This window comes from Agrobacterium sp. 22-226-1, from assembly GCF_053522345.1.
In genome coordinates, this window is record NZ_JBNWCP010000002.1 from 279,947 (window position 1) to 292,171 (window position 12,225).

The 12,225-nt window shown below is 60.7% G+C and carries 11 protein-coding genes; 1 reads left to right on the forward strand and 10 read right to left on the reverse strand.

Annotated features, from left to right (window positions below; all coding sequences use genetic code 11):
• Nucleotides 1-41 precede the first annotated feature (41 nt).
• The 6 genes from ACQZ5K_RS04290 to odc2 all read right to left on the reverse strand — a co-directional run bounded on the left by ACQZ5K_RS04290 (nucleotide 42) and on the right by odc2 (nucleotide 6,270).
• A complete protein-coding gene (locus tag ACQZ5K_RS04290; RefSeq protein ID WP_137004611.1) occupies nucleotides 42-740 on the reverse strand; it encodes an OmpW/AlkL family protein in 699 nt (232 codons plus the stop codon).
• Nucleotides 741-1,050: 310 nt separating this feature from the next.
• Nucleotides 1,051-2,346 (reverse strand): MFS transporter, encoded by a 1,296-nt coding sequence (locus tag ACQZ5K_RS04295; protein ID WP_137004612.1) that lies wholly within the window; start codon nucleotides 2,344-2,346, stop codon nucleotides 1,051-1,053.
• Nucleotides 2,347-2,433: 87 nt separating this feature from the next.
• Nucleotides 2,434-2,835 carry a MarR family winged helix-turn-helix transcriptional regulator gene (locus ACQZ5K_RS04300; RefSeq protein ID WP_137004613.1) on the reverse strand — a complete coding sequence of 134 codons (402 nt, stop codon included), beginning with the start codon at nucleotides 2,833-2,835 and terminating at the stop codon, nucleotides 2,434-2,436.
• A 94-nt stretch (nucleotides 2,836-2,929) separates the two neighbouring features.
• The gene (locus ACQZ5K_RS04305) at nucleotides 2,930-4,171 is read right to left on the reverse strand and encodes an MFS transporter (protein WP_137004614.1); all 1,242 of its coding nucleotides are present in this window, start codon (nucleotides 4,169-4,171) and stop codon (nucleotides 2,930-2,932) included.
• A gap of 202 nt (nucleotides 4,172-4,373) precedes the next feature.
• On the reverse strand, nucleotides 4,374-4,943 hold the full coding sequence (locus tag ACQZ5K_RS04310; protein ID WP_137004615.1) for a GNAT family N-acetyltransferase: 570 nt from the start codon (nucleotides 4,941-4,943) through the stop codon (nucleotides 4,374-4,376).
• A 193-nt stretch (nucleotides 4,944-5,136) separates the two neighbouring features.
• The gene (gene odc2, locus ACQZ5K_RS04315) at nucleotides 5,137-6,270 is read right to left on the reverse strand and encodes an ornithine/lysine decarboxylase (protein ID WP_003523360.1); all 1,134 of its coding nucleotides are present in this window, start codon (nucleotides 6,268-6,270) and stop codon (nucleotides 5,137-5,139) included.
• Nucleotides 6,271-6,807: 537 nt separating this feature from the next.
• Between odc2 and ACQZ5K_RS04320 the strand changes: the two genes are divergently transcribed.
• Nucleotides 6,808-7,701 (forward strand): LysR family transcriptional regulator, encoded by an 894-nt coding sequence (locus ACQZ5K_RS04320; protein ID WP_065655482.1) that lies wholly within the window; start codon nucleotides 6,808-6,810, stop codon nucleotides 7,699-7,701.
• Nucleotides 7,702-7,757: 56 nt separating this feature from the next.
• Here the strand turns inward: ACQZ5K_RS04320 and ACQZ5K_RS04325 are convergent, their stop codons facing one another.
• From ACQZ5K_RS04325 to ACQZ5K_RS04340, 4 genes are all read right to left on the reverse strand, one after another.
• Complete coding sequence (locus ACQZ5K_RS04325; RefSeq protein WP_020810860.1) at nucleotides 7,758-8,711, reverse strand: substrate-binding domain-containing protein; 954 nt, start codon at nucleotides 8,709-8,711, stop codon at nucleotides 7,758-7,760.
• Between the two features lie 72 nt (nucleotides 8,712-8,783).
• On the reverse strand, nucleotides 8,784-9,785 hold the full coding sequence (locus ACQZ5K_RS04330) for an ABC transporter permease (RefSeq protein ID WP_137004616.1): 1,002 nt from the start codon (nucleotides 9,783-9,785) through the stop codon (nucleotides 8,784-8,786).
• 50 nt (nucleotides 9,786-9,835) lie between these two features.
• A complete protein-coding gene (locus ACQZ5K_RS04335; protein WP_137004617.1) occupies nucleotides 9,836-11,359 on the reverse strand; it encodes a sugar ABC transporter ATP-binding protein in 1,524 nt (507 codons plus the stop codon).
• Between the two features lie 199 nt (nucleotides 11,360-11,558).
• Nucleotides 11,559-12,182 carry a TetR family transcriptional regulator gene (locus ACQZ5K_RS04340; protein WP_080857209.1) on the reverse strand — a complete coding sequence of 208 codons (624 nt, stop codon included), beginning with the start codon at nucleotides 12,180-12,182 and terminating at the stop codon, nucleotides 11,559-11,561.
• Nucleotides 12,183-12,225: the final 43 nt, after the last annotated feature.

Below are 12,225 nucleotides of genomic sequence, written 5' to 3' on the forward strand. Positions count from 1 at the left end.
AAAGCGCCGCCGGTCAAAGGCGGCGATACGCGATGTCTCGATCAGAAACGGTAGGTGATGCCCGCACCGATCAGCCAGGGATCAAGCTTGGCTTTGCCGCTGATCGGCGTGCCGCCGAGTTCCGCCGTCCAGTCGGTCTTGAGGAAGATTTTTTTCACGTCGAAGTTCACACCCCAATGCTCGTCCAGCATATAGTCGAAACCGACCTGTACGGCAGCGCCCAGCTTGTTCTTGACATCGAGATTACTGAAACCGGGCTTTTCCGTCTGGTTGTAGAACAGCGAATAGTTCACGCCCGCGCCGATATAGGGCTTGAAAGCCCCGAAATCGGTGAAGTGATATTGCAGCGTCAGCGTCGGCGGCAGCAGCCACGTCTTGCCGACCGGCGTGCCAGCCAGCACACCCTCACCGTTGATCTTGGCATAGGTGGTGCCGAGGATAAGCTCCGCGGCAAAGTTTTCGGTGAAGAAATAGCTGATGTCGAGTTCCGGGATCACGGTGTCCGAATAGGACAGGCCCGCCTCCGGCACACCGTCGACGCTGCCGCTATCATGGGTGATGACGCCGAGGCCGCGCACGCGCAGCATCCACGGGCTTGCCGCTGCAATTGCCTCTTCGGCGGTGGGGGCCGGCGCTGCCGGGGCCAGATCGGCGGCCATGGCATTGGCGGATACCAGCATGGTCGCAACACCAACCGCGACACTGGCAAGCAAGGCGGTTTTTTTGTTTCTGTTCGTCATTCCATCTCTCCTATAGGCACCGCAGCCGGGCAAGTCCCCGGAACCGGCTGATGACGGCGGGCTTTCGCGAATCTTCGCCTGCCGCAACCGCTTGGGAGCCACTATGACGAAGGCAGAGGCAGGCCGATTGAGATGGATCAAACCGGGACGCCGATCATGGATCGGAGCGATTAACCGGCAAGCATTGTGACAATTACGCAACAAGTGCCGTCCCTCGATCGTGGAGCTCGTGCACAATGCGCCCGGCAGATGCCGGAAAAATACGAAAAAGGCCTGCAAATGCAGGCCTCCTTTCAGTGCATCACGTCTATCACGCGGCCTGGGGCGTCAGGGTTGCGGAACCCGGCTTGCGCAGGAGCAGAACCGAGACGGCCGCGATCATGCACATCAGACCGGCAATCTGCAGCGCGGGCATATAGGTATTAAAGTCGCTCTTGAAGAAACCGGCGCCAAAGGCGGCGGTGGCGGCTCCCAGCTGATGGCCGGCAAACACCCAGCCGAAAACGAGACCGGCCTTTTCGCGGCCGAAATTCTCGGCAGCGAGCTTCACCGTCGGCGGCACGGTCGCCACCCAGTCCAGCCCGTAAAAGACGGCGAAGACCGAAAGCTCCACGAAACTGAACCCCGAGAATGAGAGATAAAGCAGGGACAGGCCGCGCAGACCGTAAAACCAGAACAGCAGGAAACGATTGTCGAAGCGGTCGGAAAGCCAGCCTGCGAAGATCGTGCCGAAGAAATCGAAAATGCCGATCACCGCCAGCGTGCCCGCCGCCGTCACCGCAGCCATGCCGAAATCGCCGCAGATCGAAATCCAGTGTGTCTGGATGAGACCGTTGGTCGAAAGCCCGCAGACAAAGAAGGTGCCGAAAAGCACCCAGAAGACCGGGTTGCCCGATACGCTCTTCAGGGTCACCAGTGGCGATACCAGCGTGGCCAGAAGATTGTGATCCTGCCTGACCGGCTTTGCCACCTCCGTCTCGCCATAGGCCGGCAGGCCGACATCGGCGGGATGGTCACGCATCAAAAGCAGGACGAGGACCATGGCGGTGGCGATCACCGCAACGGACAGGGTCAAGGCGGTTCGCCAGCCATAGGCTTCCGTCAGCGCCGCCAGCAGCGGCAGGAAAACAAGCTGGCCGGTGGCGTTGCTCGCCGTCATAAGGCCGATTACCAGTCCGCGACGCTTGGAAAACCAGCGTGTCGCCACGGTGGCGCCCAATACCAGCGCGGTCATGCCCGTGCCGACGCCGATCACCACGCCCCAAAGCAGCAGCAATTGCCATACCTCGGTCATGAAGAAGGAGGCGACAATGCCGCCCATGATCAGGGCAAGCGCGGTGGACACCACCTGCCGGACGCCGAAATGATTCATGAAGGCAGCGGCAAAAGGCCCGAGCAGGCCAAAAAGCACCAGCCTGACGGCCATTGCGGAGGAAATATCGGCAATATCCCAGCCGAATTCCTGATGCAGCGGCTGGATCATCACCCCCGCGGACCCCATCGCACCGGCGGTGGCCAGCATGGTCAGGAAGGTAGTTGCGGCAACGAGCCAGCCATAATGCAGATTTCTGCCGGCCATCCAGCTGGCGAGGCGTGTGGAGAGCATGTTCAAATTCCCTTTCCAGCGGCCGCGGCCGATATTTTACGGGTATATACCCTATATTGCGGGCAGATACCCGCATATCCCCAAAAATCACAGGGCTTCGAGCAGTTCCTGCAATTGTGCTGTCTTCTCAGGCCCAAGCCGGGCCTCTATTTCATCCTGCACCCCATCCCAGAGCGGCGCGCCCGCTTTCAGGATCGCATGGCCTTCCTTCGTCACCGTCAGCATCGCTTCCCGCTGATCCTCGCCGTGGCCGATGGCCACCAGCCCCATGCGAGCCAGCACCCTGGCGTTGCGGCCGACGGTGGAGCGATCCAGCTCCACCCTCGCGGCGAGATCGGTCAGCGAGACCGGCGCGGCGCGATTGATGTTCCGCAACAGGCTGAACTGACCGATATTCACGCCAAGCGGCGCCAGGGCCTCGTCATAATAGGACGAGACCTTACGGGATGCTTTGCGCAACAGGATGCAATGGCAACTATCGTTTGGCATTTGTCTCGGGTATATACCCGTAAATTTTTGCGCGCAAGAGGCATGGAACGCGATGGGGCGATAAAACGGCCGGCAGGTCACATGCAGGAGGGCGTCAGAAGCGCAGTCGGAAGAAGCCATAAACGGCGAGAACCGCACAGAGAGAGGCTCCGACCAAATAAGGCATATGCAGTGCCGCAATGCGGCCGATCCCCGGCTCAGCAAAACTGACCAGCATGCCGGCGGCAAATGCGCCAAACGACATCGCCCCCCAACCGAAAAACCGATAGACGGAATTGACGCGCCCAAGCACCTCATCCGGAATAAGCCTTTGCCTGTAGCTGACGGTGATCACATTCCACAACATGCCCGCTGCGGCCTCCAAAAACAGACCGGCCGCCACCAGCGGCACGGACGCCGACAGGCCGAGTACCAGATTGAACAATGCAAATAGGCAGAGCGCCAGAAGGAGGCTTGCTCTCGCCCCCAGCTGGCGGGCAAGCCAGGGAGAGATCAGGCCGCCAAGAACGCCGCCCGCAGCGCCGCATGTCAACAGTACGCCATAGGCGGTCGCGGATAGCTTGAGCACCTCCTGCGCATAGAGAACGAGGATCGTCATTCCCCCGACAAATACGGCGTTGATTGCTCCCAGCAGGATGGCCAGCCGCAGGATCATGGGGTTGCGCCGCATCCAGCCAAGTCCTTCCTGCAATGCTAGCCAGAAAGAAACGGGGCTGGAGGGCCTGCGCGGCGGCAGCACGATCAGCCAGATCAACGCCGCCGAAACCCCGTAAAAACCGGCATCGAGACCGAAGGGAATAGCGATGCCCGCCGCAATCAATAAGCCAGCCAGCGGCGGGCCGATGAACTGGCCAGTGACCTGTTCAGCGCTCCACATCTGGCCATTGGCATGTTCAAGATCACCCGGCGCGACAAGCGAAGGCAGTATCGTCTGAGCCGCATTGTCCCGAACAACCTCGGCGCAGCCGAACAGGAAGGCTATTACCGCCAGCGAAAAAATCGTCGTCGAACCAGATTGCGTCGGCAATGGCGGGTTTGTGGTAGCGGAGATCATCGCGACGGCGCATAACATCAGCGCCAGCCGCACCATGTCCGCCCGCACCATCAGCAGACGCCGGTCGCTTCGATCCGTCCAGACACCGACCGGCAGTGCAAAAAGCAGCCAGGGCAGCCGCTGCGCCACCGCGATCATGGAAATCAGCAGCGGATCGCTGGTCAGCAAGGTGCCCAGCCATGGTATCGCCACCATCGAAATACCATCGGCAAGATTGGATACGGCGCTCGCGGAGAATAGCAGGCGGTAGTCGCGATTGGTTCGAAGTAGAGCTGCCTGCATGCCTGATCCCCTGCTGCTGAAATCACGCCGGAGCAGACATAAACCGTCGCAATGGCCAAAGAGGCAATTGCAACCTATCGCCGCTGAACCGGTATCGCATCCGATTCCCAAGCCTCGCATGAAAGAATATTTTGCAGCAATACAATTTCGCTGGATCAGCCCCGGCCACCCGGCCGGAGCACGAAATCAATGGTTGACGGCCTCAGGCCGAGAGCCTGCGGCCGCTTGCCACCAGCAAGCCGGCAGCGCCTTCAAGCCAGCCGGTTTTCAGTTCCAGCGCCAGGAAACGGCTACGCTCGAACGGGCCGGGCATGATGAGGTGCTGGGCCTTGTCGGCGAAAAAGCCGAAGCGCTCGTAATAGGGTGCATCGCCCACCAGAAGAACGGCGCCGTGGCCACGCCTGGTGGCCTCGGCAATGGCGGAGCGCATCAGCGCTGAGCCGATGCCCTTGCCCTCATGGGCGGCATCGACGGCAAGCGGGCCGAGCAGCAGCGCTTCGACGGCGCGGCCTTCGCGGGAGATACCGGCTTCGACGTTCCACAGGCGCACCGTGCCGATGACGTGGCCGTCCTCATCGCGGGCGACGAGCGCCAAGCCTTCGGCCGGAACGCGACCGGCGCGCAACTTTTCGGAAGACTTGCGGCGGCGGCCGGCGCCCATGGCGCGGTCCAGAAGGTTCTCACGGGCGACGACATCGCCCGGATTTTCCTGATCGACATGAAATGTCTGCGGCGTGAAAAATGCCCGTACCGAATTCAAAAGAGCGGCCATCCTTGGCCTCCCGTCACACTACCGCCCACACGCGGCCCTTGATGAAAAAATGGTGGAGCCGTTCCGGCCCGCCGACACGCTTTCCTCGGCTGGAAGAGGTGCAGCAAGCAGGGATTTGCGCAACAGCACAATCGGCAGGGCCGGAACGGAAGCTTGGTCGAGACGCCGCCCTTTTCAGCGGACGGCGTTCGGATCAGATGACGTAGGCCTTCAGCGGCTCGAAACCGTTGAACGCGACCGCCGAATAGGTGGTCGTGTAAGCGCCCGTGCCTTCGATCAGAACCTCGTCGCCGATGGTCAGCGAGACCGGCAGCGGATACATGTTCTTTTCATACAGCACATCGGCGCTGTCGCAGGTCGGGCCGGCCAGAACGCAGGGCTCCATCTCGTCCTGATCGCGCTCGGTGCGGATCGGGTAACGAATAGCCTCGTCCATCGTCTCGGCGAGACCGCCGAACTTGCCGATGTCGAGGAACACCCAGCGGTGGTTGTCATTGTCGGACTTGCGCGACACGAGAACGACTTCCGCCTTGATGACGCCGGCATTGCCGACCATGCCGCGGCCCGGTTCGATGATGGTCTTCGGGATCTGGTTGCCGAAGTGCTTGCGCAGCGCCGTGTCGATGGCCTGGCCGTATTCTTCGGCAGCCGGAACGTCGCGCAGGTACTTGGTCGGGAAACCACCGCCCATATTGACCATCTGCAGGTGGATGCCCTGCTTGGCAAGCGAAGCGAAGACGCGCTTGGCATCGGCCAGCGCCGCATCCCATGCGTCGAGATTCATCATCTGCGAACCGACATGGAAGGATACGCCGTAGGATTCGAGGCCGAGCTGATGCGCGTAGACGAGAACGTCGACAGCCATCTGCGGAACGCAGCCGAACTTGCGCGACAGTGGCCATTCAGCACCTTCGCCATCCGTCAGCACGCGGCAGAAGACGCGCGCGCCGGGAGCGGCACGGGCAACCTTCTCGACTTCCTCATGGCTGTCCACGGCGAAGAGATCGATGCCGAGCGCATGGGCGCGTGCAACATCGCGTTCCTTCTTGATGGTGTTGCCGAAGGAAATACGGTCGGCCGTCGCACCGGCATCGAGCGCCATCTGGATTTCAGCCACGGAGGCGCAATCGAAGTTGGAGCCGAGCGAAGCGAGCAGCTTCAGGATTTCGGGAGCCGGATTTGCCTTGACGGCATAGTAGATCGCGCTGTTCGGCAGGGAGTGCCGGAAAGCGTTGAAATTGTCGCGCACGACGTCGAGATCAACCACGAGGCAAGGGCCTTCGGGACGTCGGGTCTTGATGAAGTCGAGAATGCGTGCAGTCGTCATCGATGTATTCCCTGTTAAACCGGCTCCGGAAAAATCCGAAGGACAAAGGACGCTCGAGATATGCATTCGAATCAGCCGGTGGAGGCGCAGAATCGATAGCATACGCTCAAGGCGCGAATGTGAACGACGCCCTGCCAGAGCATCATTCGGCTTTGTCTGCCATGGATTGGAGGGAATGACCCGACCGCACTTCAGGCAATGATGGTGTGCCTCTTTAGTACCCCGGCTGATGGAAAGCCGGCAGAGAACCAGAAAGGCCCGCACCGTCGTTGCTTCGTATGTCCTCGCATTTTCCGGTTGGCCGGAATAGCGACTGGAGGGGTTAGTTCCAGGTACCTTACCTAAATCCTCACCACATCGAGGAATCGGCGGACACACATGGGCACGTGCGACTTTGGGCAGCACGGGAAATAAGAATATTCGCCGTCATAATCAAGAGGAATTTTTCATCATATCGCGGATTTTTTCGGCAGCAATTTTAAGGTTGAACAGTAGCCTTCCAGCGTTCAATTATGTGGAACGAACCGGAGGATTTTCATGGACACGCTGACCCGCATCCGCGCCTTTATCGATGTCGTCGAAGCGGAGGGTTTTTCCGCTGCGGCGCGCAAGACGGGGCGTTCCAAGGCGCTTCTGTCCAAATATGTGCGGGAACTGGAGGACGATCTCGGCGCGCTGCTTCTCAATCGCACCACCCGGCAGTTCTCGCTGACGGAAGCCGGGCACACCTACTACCGGACCGCTTCGGATATTTTGAAGGAGATCGATAACCTTGCCGATCTGGTGCGCGAAAAGAACGCCGATCTGAAGGGCAAGCTCAGGATTTCCGTTCCCCGCACCTTCATCGACGCCGATGTCGGCCAGAGCCTGATCGACTTCGCCAAGGAAAATCCGGAACTGTCGCTGGAAATCGTCGCGGAAGACCGATTCGTCGACCTGATCGAGGAGGGTTTCGATCTCGCGGTTCGGATAACCCGGCTGGAAGATTCCGGTCTCATCGCCCGCAAGCTTTCCGATTTCCGGGTCTATGCGGTGGCGACGGCGGATTTCGTGGCGCAGCACGGGCCGCTCGACGGACCGCAGGATTTCTCCCGCGTTCCCTTCATCATCGACACCAATACGCGGTTTCACAATACGGTGCGATATCTGGAGCCGGATGGCGGTTCGAACTCTGTCACCATCAGCGGACCGATCGAGGTCAACAGCCCGCAGGCCACGCTGCGCGCCGCCCGCGCCGGGCTCGGCATTGCGCTCGTGCCCGATTTCATCGCCAGACCCTATATCCAGTCCGGCGAGTTGGTGACGCTGTTCGACGATTATATTTCCAAGGACAGGGGTATCTATGCGGTCTATCCGCATCGCCGTTACCTGCCCGCCAAGGTGCGCAGCTTCGTGGATTATCTCTCGGCCTGGTTCAGGAAGAACGGGTGAGCCACGAAATGAAACGCCCGCCTTGCGGCGGGCGTCGGTGTTAACGGAGAATCAGATCAGAACGGCGAATCCGGGAAGTAGAACTGCTCGGCATTGTCCTTGGTGATGAGCGTCGCATCGAGGATATATTCACCCGCAACCGGCACCTGATCGTAGAAATGCCCGGCCGTCAGCTGCATGGCGGTCGCCACCATCGCCGGCGGATAGAGCACGTCGACCGGCACGAGCTTGTCGCCATCCATGACCTTCTTGATCATGTCCTTGGAACCGGCGCCCGCAACGATGTACTGGATATCGGTGCGTTTCGCCTGCTGGATGGCTTCCAGCACGCCGATAGCCATATCGTCATCCTGACACCAGACCACGTCGATCTTCTTGTATTTGGTCAGATAGTCCTGCATCACGCGGAAGGCGTCGTCGCGGTTCCAGTTGCCGTACTGGCGGTCGAGAACCTTGACGCTGGAACCGGCGATACCCTTGTCGAAACCATCCTGACGCTGCTGGTCGATCGGGATCGGCAGGCCGCGAATGACCACGACTTCGGCGTCAGGCGTCGTCTTCTTGATGTATTCGCCGGCCACCTGGCCAAGTGCGGGGTTGTTGCCGGCAACATAGAGATCGCGGATCGAATTGTCGTTAACGCTCGGCGCGCGGTCGACCAGCGCGACGAAGGTGCCCTTGTCCTTGATCTCCTTGATGGCGTTGACCAGCGGATCTGGATCGGATGGCAGCACGACCAGCGCATCGAGCCCCTGCACGGCAAGGTCCTGCAGCGCATTAGCCTGATTGGCGGCGTCCGGCGACGTCTTGACGATGACGTTTAGCCCCGGATGTTCCTGCATCAGCAGCTTCGCCACACGCTCGGCATGGTAGACGACGCCCGCCGTCCAGCCATGGTCGGCCGCTGGAATGGATACGCCGATGGTAACCTTCTTGTCCTGCGCATGCGCTGAAGCGGCAAGCACCGTGGCCAGCGCGGCAAAGGCCACGCCGATGAATTTACTACGCATAGTCTCTTTCCTCCCAAGACCGGGGCGTTCCTCCTCCAACCGCACCTGCCCCACATGGCGCGGCGTGATACGTCACCTGCGGCTGAGCGAACGCTGCACCAGCATGGCGATGATGATGATGGCCCCCTGAATGGCGCCGATCAGATATTCGCTGACGAAGTTCGACAGGATCATGATGTTGCCGACGATCTCCAGAATGAAGGCGCCGCATATCGTCCCCCAGATGCGCCCTACCCCGCCCCTCAGCGCCGTGCCGCCGACAACGACGGCGGTGATGGCCTGCAACTCCCACAACATGCCTGTCGTGGCCGAAGTGGAAGCGAGGCGCGGCACGTAAAGCAGCACCGCAACGGCGACACACAGCCCCTGCGCCACATAAGCAATGGTGCGCACCCGCGCGACCGAGATGCCGGAATAACGCGCCACATCCTCGCTCGACCCTACTGCGGTCAGATGCCGCCCGTAACGGGTGCGGTAAAGCACGAAGGCGGCTATCGCGGCGGTGACGAAGATAACGATGACCGGCACCGGCACGCCCAGGACATTGCCGAAATAAACCGGACGATAAAGCGTCTGGATTTCCGGATTGCGCAGGGTGATCGCCCCGCCCTGCGACAGCCATGTGGTCAAGCCGCGATAAATGCCCATGGTGCCGAGCGTGGCGATGAAGGGTTCGATGCGGCCGATGGTGGTGATGAGGCCGTTCGTCAGCCCGCAGGCCGCACCGATGGCGAGCGCCAGCGCCATGGCGGTGAGCAGCATCAAAAGCGGACTGGCGATGACGCCGCTATTCATGAACAGGATCATCAGGCTGGCGACGAAAGCCACCATTGCGCCCACCGAAAGATCGAGCCCGCCCGATGTGATGACGTAAGTTGCGCCGAGCGCGATGATGGCGATGAAGGCGCTGCGGGTGATGACGTTCAGGAGATTGTCGATGCCGATGAAATTGGGATTGGCGATGGTGCCGAGAACCAGCAGCAGGACCAGCGCCACGAAAGGCGCGACGGCGCGCAGATCCCAGTCCTTCGAGGTCTTCGGCGTTTTGCCGTTGTCAAATGCGGCCTCAGTCATGTTTCCCCTCAGTTTCTTTTGTCAGGCCATGTTTCCCGGCACACGGGCGCTCAGGCGGGTTCCTGCGTATGAACGCCAGTCGCCAGCGCCACGATGTCGTTTTCAGTCATGCGCTCACCCGTCACCTCGCCGACGATCCGGCCCGACCGCATCACCAGAATGCGGTCGCAGATGCCGATCAGCTCCGGCATTTCCGAGGAAACGACGATGATCGAACGCCCCTCATCCGCGAGCCTGGCGATGAAGCGGTAAATCTGTTCCTTGGTGCCGATATCGATGCCGCGCGTCGGTTCGTCGATGATGACGATTGACGGATCGATGAGCATCATCTTGGCCAGCAGCAGCTTCTGCTGGTTGCCGCCGGAAAGCTGGCCCGCCAGCAGATCCTTACGGCCGGTGCGGATGTCGAAATCCCGGACCGCATCATCGAGCGCCGCCGTTTCCCGGCGGGTATCGATCTGAAACAGCCGGCTGAATTTCTTGAGCGAAGCAAGCGTGAGATTGACACGCAAATCCTTGGTAAGCAGCAGGCCCTTGCCCTTGCGGTCCTCGCTCAGATAAACGATGCCGGCCTTCAGGCTGTCTTCCGCCTTTGCGAAATGCACCGGCCTGCCGTGATGTCGTACGGTTCCACGACCGGCGCGCAGGCCGAGTATTCCTTCCATGAGCTCCGTTCTGCCCGCGCCGACCAGACCGGCGAAACCGAGGATTTCACCCCTGCGCAGGCTGAAACCGGCATCCTCCGCGTAACCCGGAACGGTAAAATGCTCCACCTGCAGAACCGGCTCGTGCTCGCCGCCGGCGGCGCGGTCCGGATAAAGCTTGGCGACATCGCGCCCCACCATCAGCCGCGCCATATCGGCAGGCTCCAGCGCCGATGCCGGATGGGAGGCGACCAGCCTGCCGTCTCGCAGAACCGTCACACGGTCGGCAATCTCCTTCACCTCCGGCAGACGATGCGAAATATAAAGCACGGCCACGCCTTTCGCCCGGATGTCCCTGATGACATTCAGCAGCGCATCCGTTTCGATGGGCGTCAGGCTCGCGGTCGGCTCATCGAAAATCACCACACGATGCGGCACGAGCAGCACACGGGCGATCTGCACGAGCTGCCGCTGGGCAATCGACAAGCTGCCGACAATGGCGTCCGGATCGATCGCACCGCCGAGATCGGCGATTGCCTTGCGGGCGCCGGCGCGCATGGCGCGGTCGTCCACCATGGCACCCCGGCGCATTTCGCGGCCGAGATAAATGTTCTGCGCCACCGTCAAATCCGGGGCCAGCAATATTTCCTGATGCACGAGAACGATGCCGCGATGTTCGGCGTCCACCGGACCGCTCAGCGTAACGGCTTCGCCATCGATGCGGATTTCGCCGCCCGACGGCTTTTCATTGCCGGCCAGCAGCTTCATCAGCGTCGACTTGCCGGCGCCGTTCTCGCCAATGATCGCGTGGACCTCACCGGCGCGCACCGCGATCTCTATATCCTTGAGAACCTGTACCGGCCCGAAAGACTTGGACAGCCCAACCGTCCGGATAACGGCGTGGTCTGGAGATTCGTCAGCAAAAGCCATGTGCCGTCACCGGTATCCGGTGTGAACGGACGGCATTTGCCCCTTGATTTTATCTGAAACGACCATCTGCGAACTCCTCCCAAAGCTCGAGGAAGAAGCTAGCGTCCGTTTTGAGGTACGTAAAGCAAATTTCGCTGGTGTTTTAGAATACACTCAAATTTGACCACAGGAACCGCGCCAGAAGGTCGCGAAAGTCGCGTCATGACGCGGAGGAGCGCTGGAACCCCTTCATCAGACGGTGCACGGCTTCAGCACCCTCCTTGGCCAGATCGAAACGCTTGCCGAACAGCAGCCAGTCGGAGCACATGCCTTTCAGCAGCCAGTAGAGCGCGTCGAGCGCAGAGTCCGCCGTCCAGTTGTCGTTGAATGCGCCTTCCGCCTGCGCCCGCGCGAAAGCGCCCTCGAGCCGATCCTTGTGATACCGGTCCAGTTCCTCCTGCGCGTGCAGCACCGGGGCGAACTCATCGGAGTAATTGGTGCGCAGGCTGATGGTCATGATGCGCTGGCGTTGCTCATCTTTTGAAAGAAGCGTCAGCCATTTGCAGGCCGCTTCCTCGATCTTGGCCAGCAGAGCCAGGCCCTTAACGTCGGGGTCGCCGAAATCGAGCAGATCCGATTCCGGCAGGGAAACCGATTGATAGAGGCCGATAAAGAGATCACTCTTGCTGGAAAAATGCCAGTAGATCGCCCCGCGCGTAACGCCGGCCGCAGCCGCCACCTCATCCAGAGAGCTGTTGGCCACACCCTTCTTGAAGAACACCCGCTCGGCAGCGGCAAGGATCGCCTGACGGGTCTCTTCTGCCTCGGCCTTGGTTCGGCGCATGCTGATGTCTCCTTCCAGTCGTGGCACGGCGCTTTCGCACCGT